Raw genomic sequence first — 13,641 nt, 5'->3', positions numbered from 1 at the left:
TCCGGCGGCAAGTCGCCGTGGATGTTTGTCCGGCGAGGTCGAATCGGTGGTCGTCGGCCACTGGTGGCCTCTCATCTGCCCGTGACCCACAGTGCGACTCCTGCGGAGAACGTGCAGCAGAAGGCCACCAAGGAACGCGTCGTACGAGAAGCTGCGCGATGCGGTCTTGGAGCGGAGCCCGAAGTGCCGACAGTCGGGCGCCGGAGTATTTGCGATGCGTTGGTGACCGGGCCTGACGGCATACGCGTTGGTTGGGAGATCCAGTACCACCACAGCACCCCGAGCAGCGTGCACCGTCGTTCCGTCTCGGCGGTGGACAGCGGTATCACCCCGCTCTGGGTCGCGAAGGACCGTACTGCCTCACTGATCGACCGCGCCCCTGGGCACGCGTGGACGACATGCCGTGGAAAGGCATCGCCAGCGGCAGGGAGATGGTGATTCGTGGTGGCTACCGCCACCTTGAGGTCTGGAGGTGCGTCCAGCAGTGACCGTCATTGCCTATTGAGTGAGGGTGCCGGTCACTGTGGCGGGATGCACGCGGACTGGTTCCGGCTGGCCCTGTGCCAGTCGGAAAGGAAGCCTGTGCACCTTGAGGGTCTCGTCGTGTCGAGTGCAACAGGGGAAAGCGTTCCGGTCTATGTGCCAAACCGCGGCAGGGGGCGGGCAGGGAGGCACATGTGGGTGACTGCGACCGATCGTGACCTCTGGAAGGAGCTCGTCGGCGAGAAGAAGCCTCTTCCCGTGCCAGAGTAGGAAGAGGGCGACGAGACCACATTCGCCGACCAGGAGATCGACCGGACCTGCCGTGCCGGAGAGGAGGGCTGGTTCGTCAGGTCCCTGTGCGGAATGCGGGCAGCTGATGAGGCGATACGGCAGGGACGCGGGCATGGTCTGTGCTGTGTGTCGCGTAGTGCTCAACCGGCGATAGGCGGGGCACCGCACGACTTTCGTGGCACCCCGCTTATTGGGGCCGGCGCTTCGGCGGCACCGGTCCTGGGATCACGTCGAGGTTCAGGTGCTCCTTGAACAGGTGGACCAGGTTGGCGCCGTCGAGCAGTTCAAGACGTCCGTGCTCGTTGGCGAACGCCTCGCTGGCCCGACCGAACCATGAGGTCGTCACGAGGATGCCCTTGGCCGCCCGCTTGTGTTCCACGACACCGGCCAGGGCCGAGACAGTCTCGAACGGCACCACGTTCTTGGTGCGCTTGGCCTGGATGACGCACAGTCCCTTCATCACCGGGTCGGTGTTCATCGCGATGGCGTCGACACCCTCGTCCTTGGAGGGCTGGGTGTTCACGCTGTCCAGGCCGATGGCCTCGAACAGCTGCCGGATCAGGTGCTCGAACTCTGTGGGCGTCAGGTCCATGAGCACAGGGCGGCTGTCCAGCCCTGCCACAACGTCCAGGCTGTCCATGAGCCGGAACTTGCTGAGGTCAAAGGTGACCAGAGGCCGCACTGGCTCCAGTTCGTACGGGTTCGGCGAGATCAGTGAGCGCAACCGCTTCAGGCAGGCGCGTGGGTCCACCTGGGTCAGGACGAGCTGCGCGAACTCCTCCCGGTCTGTCTGGAGGGTGATCAGGCAGGGGTGCACCTCGCGCCCGGTGGCGCGGTCGATGGTGGCCACATGTCCATTGAGAGCGATGGATTTGACGGCGCCCTCGGTGTCGGCGGCGAACAGTTCGTGCACGGTGCGCAGCGCGGTCTGGGCGAGGACGGAGGCGTAGAGCTCCTTGCGCTCCTTGTCGGGGCGCGGCACAGGATTCATCTCGTCGCGGGATTTCACGTATCGGTACGCGCGTGCCTCGGGAATGACGTCTTCCAGCGGGAGGTCGATCTCGACCAGCAGGTCGCCTGTGTCTGCTTGATACGAGACCCGATGCGCCTTGGGGAAGCCATGCGGGTACTTGGACGCGGCTAGCGCCTGGTCGATGAACCACTCAACCGCCTCGACGCCCCGCTCGCGATAAGCAGCCTGGCGCTCCTCGATACGTGCGTTCCACTCCTCGACCCGGGTGGCCTCCTGCTGGTTCTGCTCCTCGTGCTTGGTGCGGAGCCTCTCCAGCTTCTCGACGCGCTTCTTGTCGTCCCGCGCATGGTCGCTCAATGCCCTGTCGAACCGCTCGCGGGCCGCCTCGACTTCGGCGTCGTATCCCTTGCGGCCGAAGCCAAGCGCACCGAGGAAGCCGCGCGGCGGTTCCGGTTCGTACTCCTCCCAGCGTGGCTGTGGGGCGGCCTTGGCCCGGCCCTTGGGAGGGATAAAGGCGGCCGGCGTGAACTTCTGCCTGAGCCGGTCGAAGGTCAGAGGGTTGCTGTCCAGCACAGCAGTCCGCAGAAGATTCGTCAGCTGCTCGACGTCGTTCTCCAGCACGTAGGTGCGGTCGACAGCCTCCTGCGCGCGGGCCGCCTCATACGCGACCTTCTCCTCGCGTGCCTTGCGTTTGGCCTTGGCCTCGGCGGCCTTGCGGGCTTTCTCGTACTCCCTTGCCTGCCGTGCGAGTTCTCTGGCGTAGGGATCGTTCCCGCCCGCCCCGTTTCTACCTGCCACTGCGCCCCCAGGTCAGTGCATGATCCTTTGGCCGAACCTTCGCAGTATTACCTACCCGTCCAACAACGTCAGGAGGCCCTCGAAGTCTGGCCAAGACCGTTCGCAACTTCCCGTGAGGACGGCGTATTGAGCGTCAGGCGCGTACGGCGCTGCAGTGACAGTGCCGTATGTGTTAAAGGCGCGGGTCGGCTCGGGCGGGGATCCGTCCACGACTCGCCCGGTCAGGACGCCCTGTGCGAAGGAGTCGTCGGTGACGGTCTTGAGAGTCGTGGACGGTCCCCGTGGTGCAGGGGCTTCGGGGCAGACGGCGGCTGCGACCGGCTGCGCGGTGTTGGCCGTGTCGGCGAGTGCCGCCAGGTAGCGCTCGGCGTCGAGCGCGGCCGCGCAGCCACTGCCGGCTGCGGTGATGGCCTGGCGGTGGGTGTGGTCGACGACGTCGCCCGCGCCTAAGACGCCCGGGATATTCGTACGGGTCGAAGGCGCCTGTGTCTAGAGGTAGCCCTCGTCGTTCAAGTCGAGCTGTCCGGTGAACAGTTCGGTGCGCCGATCGTGGCCGATCGCGATGAACAGACCCGTGACGTCCAGCTCGTGGGTCTCGCCGGTCGCGGTGTAGCGCAGGACGACGCTGCGAGCATCCCGTCCTTTTCCACGCAGAGCCCTTCAGCCAGCCGGAGCGCCGCGTCACCAGTATGTGGGGGCATCGAGGTACCCGGCGCGAAGCTGATACCGAAGAGCGTGGTGTCCATGGGGATGGGGCCGGACATGCCCTGGGTCATGGGCCAGTACGACCGCCTGGACCTGACCCTGGTGCTCCCAGAAGACGAGCTCCCAGTGCGATGCTGCGATCGACGTCGTCCGGGCTGCGATCAACGTCATCCGGCCCACCTCGTCGCTACGGCTGCATCAGACCGGCTCGATGTACGGCAGCTACGACGGTCTGCTCTCGATCTCCAGACGCAACCGGATTCCGCCGTCACCGCTGCCTGAGCCGCCAGTGTGCCACGCCGTCATGACCGGCCAGGCCTCGTGCAAAATGCACGGGAAACGCTCACTCTCACCGTGGGATCGGATGTGCTCTGCGTGGCGAGGGGCGAGAACGGCGCGCGGCGCGTCACCGGCGCATTGAGCGAATTGAGGCTCACCGGGTCACTCTGGCAAGCGGTCACGGGGCGCGCATACCGAGGGCGGGCGGCTCCGGTTCTGGAAAGAGATTCCAACGTATCTCGTCCGTCCACATACGTGTCGACCGCGCGGCTCCGGACGCCTGAGAGTCACACACGTAGGTCGGATGACCGATCACGGGGGACATCAGCGCTGCGAGGCTGGATTTCCCAACACGAGAGGAGTCGCGGACACCATGGACATCGCGAACGAAGCATCGAGTGGAACCGGCTGGAACGAGTCGAGGATCGTGGACCTTCTGGGAGCCGCGGCGTGGAAGGTCATGGTCGGCGGTGGTGTGGTCGCCGCCGCTGTCGGAGTCGTGGCCCTGGTCTGGCCGGGCGCCACTCTGGCTGTCGTGGGTGTGCTCTTCGGCGTCTATCTGCTCGCCTACGGTGTGACGCAGCTCGTGGGCGCGTTCGGGCCCCATGTGCCCGGGTCTTACCGGGCCCTTTCCGTACTCAGCGGGACTCTGAGCGTGCTGCTCGGGCTGATGTCCTTCCGCAGCGTGGCACAGTCACTTTTCCTGCTCGCGATCTGGATCGGCTTCGGCTGGCTGCTGAGCGGCGTCTCGATGATCATGGTGGCGGTCTCGGGGTCCGAGCGTCCGTTGCGGGCGTGGAGTGGTCTGCTGGGGGCCGTCACTCTCCTCGCTGGGCTGACGGTCGTCATCTGGCCGTTCTCCTCCATCGCCACTCTGACGATCGTGGCCGGGATCTGGTTGGTCGTGATCGGTGTGACCGAGGTTGTCCACGGCGTTCAGGTGCGCCGCCGGACAACCACGCCAGGCCTCTGACATACCTCGTTGGAATCCGGGCTCCGACCGGAGCGGCCTCCGTCGGGCCTGGGCGCCAGCGGGTTGAACGAACTGTAGCGGCGCAGCGTTGCCGGTCACGGTCCCCGTGGTGTACTGCTCGCTGGTCGGCCGAGGAGGCCGAGTCGCGGGTGTATGAGTCGTCTGACTTCACCAAGCCGACGTATGACGGCATGGGGGTCGGCGGCCGCGACGGACGTCGTCAGCGCACGCGACCCAGCAGGGCCGAAAGCGCCACGCGGGCTCCGCCCGCGTGGACAGGGAGGCCCGGTCTGCCATCGCCGCGGTGGCTTCGGCCCCGATGCTGTCGAGCAGGCTGCGGTAGACGCCTGCCATCGCGCCGACGTCGGCCCGGCTGCGACCGGCGAGCACTGAAAGCAAGTGGAGCCCCTCAGCAAACAGTGCACGTGCTCTGCTCGCCGGTATCCGACGAGACCGTGGGAGTCCGCGCCGGACGAAACCCTGTCAGTGGCGAACCATGTCTCTTCGCAGCCGAAACGTGCGGGGTTCTCTGCGAGAAGGGTGGCGTCGGCCCACCGCGGCGTATTCGCGAATGTCCGGATGATGTTGGTGTTCTGCAGGGCCAGCCCCAGTGTGTCGGCGTGTGCCTGGCCCCGCTGGGCATGTGTGCAGCCGAACACTCCACGTGACAGCCGCCCGATGGAACCCGCCACGCAGCGACAGTAGACGAGCAGGTCGGCAAAGCTCTTCCACTCCGACTGTTCCACGTCCATTGTGACGCCGGCGATCAGTTCGTGGAACGCGGTCAACGGAACGGTGAAGCGCTGAGAGACGTCTGTGAGGGCTAGGGGTACGGGGGCGTTCGCATCGTCACCCGCGCGGCCCATGCCCAGACCGTCGAGCATCGAACTGACGTGCACCAGCAGCTCCAACCTGCGGTGTTTCTCCGAGGTGACGTCTCCTTTGCCGCCCGCCTTGCGCGCCGAGGCGTCAATCGCGGACAGGGCCTCCGTTCAGGGCAGGGCAGCAGCCGTACGCCGTAGCTGAAGTTCTGCGCTTTCGCGCGTGTTACTTCCGTGCGACGGCGATATGCCGCGCGGCGCGGACATCATTCGGGTGTCCGGAGACGCGGTCACTGATTGCGGCCACACTCCTCAACCCTCTGGCTGGGAAGGACCCGGCCACTCACGAAGGGAAGTGCCGGGAGCGATCAGGTCCCTTGTCGGTGTGGGAGATGTACGTTGCCCTGCCGTCGGATTCCATTCCCCGGCTGGCGACGACGCCGGACCGGGCAACGTTCTTGAACGGAATCAACAGAGGTAGGACCGGCATTGCCTGACCGACTCCGGTGCGGCCCGTTTGTTCGCGCACGAGGGCAGCGCGCAACGGGCGGCGGTAGCTGCCTGCCGTGGCAGGCACGTTGGTCAGTGCGGTCGGCGCGGCCCTGACGAGGCCTCCGGGATGAGCCTTTCGATGAGGGGGGCGCCGCGGCCGACTTCTTTACTCCGATGGGGCGCCACAGAGGACGACCTGCCTACCTTCGTCAAGCACCGGGTCGCTCCTTACGAGTACCTGCGCGTGGTCCGGATCGTTCCTTCTCTGGCCACGTGATCCACCGGGAAGATCCTCAAGCGGGAGATCCGACGGCCCCGATGACCTGTCGGACTCGTCGGTGCGGCGCCCACGCAGCGGCGACGTCTTCGTCCCCCCGGCACCCGCATATGGGCCGAGGCGCTTGGGAAACGAGATGGCCCGGCACCGCGTCGGCGGTGCCGGGCCATCTCGTTTCCCAACTTGAGGAGTCAGCCCTGGTGGGCCCTGAAGCAAGGCTCCTTCTTGTTGAACACGAAGGTCACGCCGCGACGGCGCACCACCTACGCGCCGGGCTTGCTCTTCCATGAGCGCAGTGACTTGCGCCCTTCATCGGGGTCTGTTCCGTAGCGCTGTTCGAATTGTTGGGTCTGCTGCAGCTCTAGCAGACCCGTTCGGCCCGGCCTGCGGTGTCTACACCTGAACTTGCGGATTCATTGCTGTAAAGCTCCGTTCTGGCTGCGCTGTACGGCATAAGTCAGATGACCAATATCGGCGACTCCGAGTAGCTTCGTCGGCGCCAGCCTGCTGCCCGGTGGGGCCCCGCGCCCTCATGTTGCCTGCCTAAGCTGACTTCGAGGACTCCCGACGCGAGCGCCCTTTGTGGGGGCCGGTGTAACGGCCCCGCCACTGGTTCTTCCAGGTGCGTCGATTCGCTGGCGGTGGTGTCCGAAGCCTCGGGGTGTCTGACGGTGACGGTGGTGATGTCCAGTCACCTGTAGCCGTTCGCCACCAGACACCGCCGTGGACGATGATGAATGTCATCCGGTCTCTGGGACCGAACCACATCTCCAAGGCCAGCCGCCCAGATCATGGCGCTGTGGCGCCGCGACCGCGCCTGAACTCCCGCTCGGCCACGACTCGTTCATCATTCGGATGCCTCGAGCCAGTACACATCCTTCGTGTACCACGCACCCCCTCGATGCGGGTTTCGATGCCTAGATCGGCACCGTCAGTGATGCCCTGGACAACGCGCTCATGAAGTCCCAGATCTGCCTCCACGAGACCGAGCTGATCAAGCCCCGCAGGCCCTGGCAGGGCCTTGCCGACGCCGAACGCGGCACCGCGGAACGGGTCGACCGTGTCGCCAGCCAGTGCTTCCACACCGCACCGGAGACCGTCCCACCTCGCCAGCCCCGAGACCCACCACTGCGCTCAGCACCAGCCCTTGCCGGCGGCTGGAGTCACCGCGTGGAGCTCCGCCGATCGCGGAGCGGTTCAGGGGACGTCCGACAGCACCTTTCTCCCTGACATGTGCCTCAAGCGCATGTGCCTCAAAAGGCATTGCGACAGCAGGTGGTCGTTTGACCGATGCCCTCTTTGAGGCTTTGGCGCAAGCTCATTACCGGCATACGCGACGGAATGCGCGAGCCGTACACCGAATTCCAGCCTCTCGGTCAAGGAGGAACCATGACCACCAAACGTGACATGGTCGTGCGCCCCGCGCACGATCTCGGCGGACTGCCGGCCGGACCGGTGATCCCGTCCGACCACGAGCTCACCCCCTTCGAAAAGAGCTGCCACGCGCTGCTCAACGTCCTCGCCGCGCACAAACTCGTCAATACCGAGGAGAAGCGGCGCGGAGTGGAGGACCTCGGCGCCCAGATCATCGGCGAACTCACCTACTACGAACGGTGGGCGGTGTCCGCGTCCAAGGTGCTCGTCGAAAAGGGTGTCATCACCTCTGAGGAACTCGGCGCCCGGATGAACGAGATCAGGAACCGCCTCACGGAGGCCGCCGCATGACCGCCCGCTTCGCGCTCAATGACAAGGTCCGCATCGCCGACCGCGACGCCCCCGGCCACGTCCGCACCCCGCTCTACGCCCGCGGCAAGGAAGGCCGCATCGAGCGCGTCCTGCCCCGCTTTCTCAACCCCGAGCGGGAGGCCTACGGAGTCAACGAGGGCGGCGAGGTCCGCCTGTACCGGGTGCGCATCGAGCAGGCGGCGCTCTGGCCCGACTACGACGGGCCGGCCGACGACGTTCTGGAACTGGAGATCTACGAGCACTGGCTGGAACAGCCCGACGGCCACCGCGACACGGAAGGACGGTGACGTTCGTGACGAACGCCCGCGACAACATTCTCGTCGATCACAGCGACCACACCCACGGCTCCACCGGCGGGCCTGACCCGCACGCCCCCATCGAGACGGCCGTCGAGGAACCCGACTACTTCGACGTCCTGCACCAGGCCATCCGTGAACTGCTCGTGGACAAGGGCCTGATCACCGCCGACGAGGTCCGCGCGATGATCGAGACCCTCGACGCCCACCGGCCCGCGCTCGGTTCGGCCCTGGTCGCACGGGCCTGGACCGACCCGGACTTCAAACAGCGTCTCCTGGCCGACGGCACGGCCGCCATCGAAGAGTTCGGCGTCGACAACTACGACGGCACCAGACTGATCGTGCTGGAACAGACACCCGACGTGCACAATCTCGTGGTCTGCACCCTCTGCTCGTGCTACCCGCGTCCCGTGCTGGGACTGCCCCCGGACTGGTACAAGAGCCGCCCCTACCGGGCGCGTGCCGTGCGCGAACCGCGCGCGCTGCTGGCGGAGTTCGGCACCGAGGTCCCGCAGGATGTGACCATCCGTGTCCACGACAGCAACGCCAACATGCGCTATCTGGTGCTGCCCATGCGTCCCGCCGGAACCGACGACATGAGCGAGCCGGAACTCGCCGCCCTCGTCACCCGGGACACCATGATCGGCGTCACCACGCCCCGGCTGCCGTGACCGGGTTCCGCCGACGGCCGGACATGTCCGCGGCGGACACTCCCGGCCCGCCCACCGCGCGCGCCGCCGAACGGCCCGAGCCGCCCGCGGCGATCGCGCGGTGGGTGGTCCGCGGCCGGCCGCTGTCCTCCTACCTCGCGGAAGCGCTGGGATCGGCCTGGCTCGTCCTGGCCGCACTCACCGCGGTCTCCTTCACCATGCGGGCCGACGGCGGCTACTTGTCGGCCTGGCCGCTGACCGCGCGCCTGGCCGTCGTGGGCGCCTCGGTCGGCGGCGCCGTGGCGGTGTTCTCCCTCACCCCGCCCGGCAAGGAGTCCGGGGCTCACCTCAACCCGGCGGTCAGCCTCTTCATGACCCTTCGAGGAGTGCTGAGCGTCACCGACCTCATCGCCTACACCGTCTTTCAGCTGGCTGGGTCCGTTCTCGGGGTCCTGCTCGCCCGGACCCTGTGGGGCGAGCGGGTCACCGCGGTGAACGACGGACTGATCCAGCCCGGCCTCGGCTGGGACCGTCCTGGTGTGGTCGTCATCGGTGAACTGCTCAGCACTGCCGCCCTGTTGGGGGTCCTGGCCGTCATGACGAGCCGCCCCCGACCGCGGTCGACACCGTGGGTGCTGGCTCTCGTCATCGCGACACTGATCACGTCCACCGGCTCTCGGACCGGAGCCAGCTTCAACCCGGCCCGCAACTTCGGCCCCCATGTCGTCTCGGGCGAGTACCACCTGTTCTGGGCCTACATGCTGGCACCCCTCGCCGCGGCCGTGGTGGCCGCCGGCGCGCTGGCTCTCCTGGGCGTCCGCCGCGCCTGGACCCACAGGGTCTGCTGCACGTACGACAGCCACCGCTACCACCTGCTCGCGCCGCTTCCGCGGCAACCCCGCCCTCCCTCTTCCTCCCGGTGATCTTATGTCTCGCACCTTCAACGACATCGTGCTGCCCGCATCCGCTCCGGCGGACCCGGCGGACCATGCCGACGAGAACCTGCGCCGCACGGCACGCTCAGTCATCAGCACCCTGGGCCTGCACGACGTGGAACTGGCGCCCGAACTCGTTCACGCCCTGCTGCGGGCGGGCTTCGGCCTCCAGGCCGGCCCCGCCTCCGGGGAGCCGCCGACGGGTGGAGTGGAGATCCGCTCGTGCCCGGACCATTACGGGCCTGGCTCTCTCCTGCTCAGCTGGGCCCCGCACGCATCCGCGTACAGCCCATTGGACCCGGGTGTTACCGAGGTCGAGGGCCTCATGTCCTGTGCGCTGCTGGACACCGTGCGGGCACTGGGATTCCGCGCCAAGCGACTGGGGGCGTCCTACTCGATCCAGGTGCAGCCGTGGGGACCCCATGTCACGGACTGAAGCAACTGGCGGATTTTTCCGGGCCAACCGGCGCACGGTCCTGCTGCTCTCGGCCGTCGTTGCTGTCACCATCGGCTCCTTCATCCTGCTGGCAGGCGCGGTGTCTGGACGCCACTTCTCGGTCGGCACCCAAGTCTTCGGTACCGGCCTCGGTCTCACGGCGTACATGCTCGGCGTCCGGCACGCCTTCGATGCCGACCACATCGCCGCCATCGACAACACCACCCGACGGTTCATGGCCGAAGGACGGCCGTCGGCTCACCTCGGCTTCTGGTTCGCTCTGGGGCACTCTTCGGTCGTCGTGCTGCTGAGCCTGCTCACCGCCCTTGGCGCGCGCCTGGCGTCCCGGCTCACCGACGACTCCTCCTCCGCCCACCGCATCCTGGCGGTGCTCGGTACATCCGTTTCCACGGCGTTTCTGTTGCTGCTCGGCGTCCTCAACCTGGTGGCTCTGCGCCGCATCGCGGTCCTGTACCGGTCCGCCCGCCGTGGTGTCCACGACGAGGAGCGACTGGACCAGGTCCTGGGCGACCGGGGACTGCTCTCCCGACTGCTGCGCCGCCTGACCTCGTCGACGACGCGCCCCTGGCACATGTTTCCGCTCGGCCTCCTCTTCGGCCTCGGCTTCGACACGGCCACCGAGGTGTCCCTGCTCGTCCTGTCCGGCGCGGGTGCCTCGACCGGCGTCCCGTGGTACGCCCTGATGCTGCTTCCACTGCTCTTCACCTGTGGGATGACGTTGTTCGACACCCTCGATGGAGCCTTCATGTCGGCCGCGTACCGATGGGCCTTCGTCCACCCTTTGCGGCGCATCCACTACAACCTCACCACCACCGGCCTCTCGGCGGCCGCGGCCCTGTTGGTCGCGGCTGTGAACCTCGTGGCCCTGTTGAGCGGCAGTGTGCCGGCACTGGGCAGGGCACTGCCCTGGCTGGTCGACATCGACCTCAACACCGTCGGCTACCTCATCGGCGGGCTCTTCCTCGCCGCCTGGCTCGCCTCCTTCCTCCACTGGAAGACCGTCGCCCGTCCGCCGGGCCGCACGAGTCCGGCAGGCATCCTGACAACCGTCAAGGCAGGCGGGACCGTAGCCGCGTCCGCCGACCCTGATGTGTGACGCGCGGGCAAGCCGCCTGGCGCTGATCACCAACGACGACTTCGTGGGCTACTGGATCATCCATACGGCTCGCGAATACCCACACCTCTCCTCCTGCGCTGACCTGCGGCTACACCGCCTCAGTGCTTGATCGTGACTGCCACTTCAAAAGAACCGCACCCCACGTCGCACTGTGGTTGCATTTTTAAACCACGCGTGGACATCATGGTGTCGGCGGCGCCCATCAGGGCCCGCCGAGGAAGGAATTGAAATGTCAAACGATGCCCTGCCGCGGATGGATACCATTCGCCTGCGTGCCGACGGTGGCGTCCTGAACGCGACGTTCGACGCCCCGCCCCTCAACCTCATCGGACCGGAGCTCGTCCGTGACCTGGTCCGCCTCATCGGCTACCTGAGCAAGCCCACCCCGTACCAAGTGGTGGTGTTCGACAGCGCCGACCCGGACTTCTTCATCCCGCACGTGGACATGACCAAGATCCCCGAGTACACCGCCGAAGCCGCCAAGGCGGGCGGCCCGGGCGACGCCTCGCTCGGCATGCTCTACCAGCGCCTGAGCCGACTGCCGGTCGTCACCGTCGGTAAGCTGCGCGGCCGGGCCCGTGGCGCGGGCAGCGAGTTCCTGCTTGCCTGCGACGTGCGCTTCGCCGCGCGGGAGAACGCAGTCCTCGGTCAGCCCGAAGTGGGCTTCGGTGCCCCGCCCGGCGCGGGCGCCGTCGAACGCCTGGCACGACTGCTGGGATCCGGCCGCGCCTTGGAAGTCCTTCTGGGCGCCGACGACTTCACCGCCGATGTTGCCGAGCGATACGGCTGGATCAACCGTGCCGTACCCGACGACGAACTCGACGCTTTCGTCGCACGCTTCGCCCGCCGCGTCGCCGGCTTCCCGGCGGACGCTGTCGCGGTAACCAAGACGGCGGTCACCCGCGTCAACGCGCCGTCCGACGATGAGATCCGCGCCGCGGCCGTCGTTTTCCAGCACCTCGTGCGCGAGGGATCGGTCGCCCCGCGCGCGGCATGGCTGCTCAAGGAGGGACTGCAGACCCGCGGCGCGACCGAGTGGGAACTGGGCGAAGTGATGGCCTCCATCACCCCCGACCAGCCCTGAATAGCCCGCTCTTCGCACAGCGCCCTGCGGACACAACACCGTGGGAAGCCCTCTGCTCCTCCCGTTGCTGTGCTCCGCGTCCGCTCTGCGGGTCCTGGGAGCCCCCGAGCCATCGCTCACTTCCCGACGTGACACGACAACGGTCAACCGCCCAGCCATATGAAAGGTGATCACTATGACCCAGCGCATCGACGTCCGCATCCCCCTGCCCGACGGCATCGAGCTGGCCGCCTGGCTGTTCCTTCCCGACCACGCCGAACGGCCTCTGCCGGCCATCACCATGGCCCACGGCTTCGGCGCCACCCGCTACCACGGCATCGAGCACATCGCCCGCCGCCTCAGTGAGGCCGGTTACGCAGTCCTCCTGCACGACCACCGCAACTTCGGCGACAGCGACGGCACTCCCCGCCAGGACATCGACCCCTACCAGCAGATAGCCGACTGGCGCTGGGTGATCACCTACCTCGGCACCCGCGAGGAGGTCGACGAAGAGCGCATCGGCATCTGGGGCTCCAGCTACGCGGGCGGTCACACCCTGGTACTCGCCGCCACCGACCGCCGCATCAAGGCCGTCTACGCCCAGGTTCCCACCGTCAGCGGTTACGAGACCGGCCTGCGCCGCGTCCCGCCCCACGAGGTCCGTGCCCTGGAAGAGCGGTTCAACCAGGACGAGCGCGACCAACTGGCCGGCAAGCCGCCTGTCTACCGGCCGTTCGTCGACCCCGACCCCGAGAACCAGGCTGCCTACCGTCAGCAGAGCGCGATCGACTTCTACTTGAACTGGGCGCCCGAGGACAAGTGGACCAACGAGGTCACCATCCAGTCCAACCGCCGTGCCCGCGCCTACGAGCCCGGCCAGTGGATCTCCCGGATCGGCCCCACCCCGCTGCTGATGCTCGTGGCCACGGACGACGACGTCGCCCCGACCGACATCGCCCTCGACGGCTTCGAGCGCGCCCGTGAGCCGAAGAAGCTCGTCCTCATGGACGGCGACCATTTCTCCCCGTACGTCCAGCAGTTCGAGCTGTCGTCCTCGGTCGCCATCGACTGGTTCGACACCCACCTCAAGGCCGGCGGCCAGGAGTAGGGCCGACCTTGCCTTAGGAACCAGGAGCAGCGGCAGCGGGTGAACAACGGGACGCACTGCCTGCCAGTCAGGTAGGAGCCTGCCCTCGCACGAGCCGGCTGTCACACCGGTTCCGGTCATCCGCGCACCGTCAACAGGACCGGGGCCCGCGCCCGGGCCCCTCGGCCACAGCCGAGG

11 protein-coding genes and 1 pseudogene are annotated in these 13,641 nt (G+C 67.3%); 9 read left to right on the top strand and 3 right to left on the bottom strand.

Annotated features, from left to right (window positions below; translation table 11 throughout):
• Positions 1-961: 961 nt before the first annotated feature.
• Positions 962-2,545 (bottom strand): restriction endonuclease, encoded by a 1,584-nt coding sequence (locus J3486_RS45005; RefSeq protein ID WP_307804920.1) that lies wholly within the window; start codon positions 2,543-2,545, stop codon positions 962-964.
• Positions 2,546-2,854: 309 nt separating this feature from the next.
• A pseudogene (locus tag J3486_RS24480) lies at positions 2,855-3,169 on the bottom strand (NAD(P)/FAD-dependent oxidoreductase); the annotation flags it as partial.
• A gap of 733 nt (positions 3,170-3,902) precedes the next feature.
• Here J3486_RS24480 and J3486_RS24475 point away from each other — a divergent pair.
• Positions 3,903-4,502 (top strand): HdeD family acid-resistance protein, encoded by a 600-nt coding sequence (locus J3486_RS24475; RefSeq protein WP_207823751.1) that lies wholly within the window; start codon positions 3,903-3,905, stop codon positions 4,500-4,502.
• Positions 4,503-4,597: 95 nt separating this feature from the next.
• Here J3486_RS24475 and J3486_RS24470 read toward each other — a convergent pair whose 3' ends face one another.
• Entirely contained in the window at positions 4,598-5,476 is an 879-nt protein-coding gene (locus J3486_RS24470; RefSeq protein WP_307804932.1) for a squalene/phytoene synthase family protein, read from the bottom strand.
• A gap of 2,005 nt (positions 5,477-7,481) precedes the next feature.
• Between J3486_RS24470 and J3486_RS44745 the strand changes: the two genes are divergently transcribed.
• The 8 genes from J3486_RS44745 (at position 7,482) to J3486_RS24430 (ending at position 13,464) form a co-directional block, all read left to right on the top strand.
• Positions 7,482-7,817, top strand: a complete 336-nt coding sequence (locus J3486_RS44745) for an SH3-like domain-containing protein (RefSeq protein WP_207823749.1) — start codon at positions 7,482-7,484, stop codon at positions 7,815-7,817.
• On the top strand, positions 7,814-8,125 hold the full coding sequence (locus J3486_RS44740) for an SH3-like domain-containing protein (protein ID WP_207823747.1): 312 nt from the start codon (positions 7,814-7,816) through the stop codon (positions 8,123-8,125). The genes J3486_RS44745 and J3486_RS44740 overlap by 4 nt, the downstream gene beginning before the upstream one ends.
• 5 nt (positions 8,126-8,130) lie before the next feature.
• On the top strand, positions 8,131-8,805 hold the full coding sequence (gene nthA, locus J3486_RS24455) for a nitrile hydratase subunit alpha (protein WP_207823745.1): 675 nt from the start codon (positions 8,131-8,133) through the stop codon (positions 8,803-8,805).
• Positions 8,806-8,828: 23 nt separating this feature from the next.
• Positions 8,829-9,707 carry an MIP/aquaporin family protein gene (locus J3486_RS24450; RefSeq protein WP_207823743.1) on the top strand — a complete coding sequence of 293 codons (879 nt, stop codon included), beginning with the start codon at positions 8,829-8,831 and terminating at the stop codon, positions 9,705-9,707.
• Between the two features lie 4 nt (positions 9,708-9,711).
• A complete protein-coding gene (locus J3486_RS24445) occupies positions 9,712-10,155 on the top strand; it encodes a hypothetical protein (protein WP_229378518.1) in 444 nt (147 codons plus the stop codon).
• Positions 10,142-11,272, top strand: coding sequence for a HoxN/HupN/NixA family nickel/cobalt transporter (locus tag J3486_RS24440; RefSeq protein ID WP_207823741.1), 1,131 nt, complete (start codon positions 10,142-10,144; stop codon positions 11,270-11,272). The genes J3486_RS24445 and J3486_RS24440 overlap by 14 nt, the downstream gene beginning before the upstream one ends.
• Positions 11,273-11,546: 274 nt before the next feature.
• Positions 11,547-12,377, top strand: a complete 831-nt coding sequence (locus J3486_RS24435) for an enoyl-CoA hydratase/isomerase family protein (RefSeq protein ID WP_207823739.1) — start codon at positions 11,547-11,549, stop codon at positions 12,375-12,377.
• 175 nt (positions 12,378-12,552) lie between these two features.
• Positions 12,553-13,464 (top strand): alpha/beta hydrolase, encoded by a 912-nt coding sequence (locus J3486_RS24430; protein ID WP_207823737.1) that lies wholly within the window; start codon positions 12,553-12,555, stop codon positions 13,462-13,464.
• The last annotated feature ends 177 nt before the right edge of the window (positions 13,465-13,641 follow it).

Source organism: Streptomyces sp. VRA16 Mangrove soil (assembly GCF_017377775.1).
Lineage (GTDB): Bacteria > Actinomycetota > Actinomycetes > Streptomycetales > Streptomycetaceae > Streptomyces.
The sequence above is the reverse complement of the archived record's forward strand: the minus strand, read 5'-3'. Positions and strand labels throughout refer to the sequence as shown.

Bases quoted from the DNA above. Each gene is read 5' to 3' on its own strand.
- J3486_RS44745 (WP_207823749.1), top strand. From the start codon at position 7,482: ATGACCACCAAACGTGACATGGTCGTGCGCCCCGCGCACGATCTCGGC.
- J3486_RS24430 (WP_207823737.1), top strand. From the start codon at position 12,553: ATGACCCAGCGCATCGACGTCCGCATCCCCCTGCCCGACGGCATCGAG.
- J3486_RS24450 (WP_207823743.1), top strand. From the start codon at position 8,829: ATGTCCGCGGCGGACACTCCCGGCCCGCCCACCGCGCGCGCCGCCGAA.
- J3486_RS24435 (WP_207823739.1), top strand. From the start codon at position 11,547: ATGGATACCATTCGCCTGCGTGCCGACGGTGGCGTCCTGAACGCGACG.
- J3486_RS24475 (WP_207823751.1), top strand. From the start codon at position 3,903: ATGGACATCGCGAACGAAGCATCGAGTGGAACCGGCTGGAACGAGTCG.
- J3486_RS24440 (WP_207823741.1), top strand. From the start codon at position 10,142: ATGTCACGGACTGAAGCAACTGGCGGATTTTTCCGGGCCAACCGGCGC.
- J3486_RS24445 (WP_229378518.1), top strand. From the start codon at position 9,712: ATGTCTCGCACCTTCAACGACATCGTGCTGCCCGCATCCGCTCCGGCG.
- J3486_RS44740 (WP_207823747.1), top strand. From the start codon at position 7,814: ATGACCGCCCGCTTCGCGCTCAATGACAAGGTCCGCATCGCCGACCGC.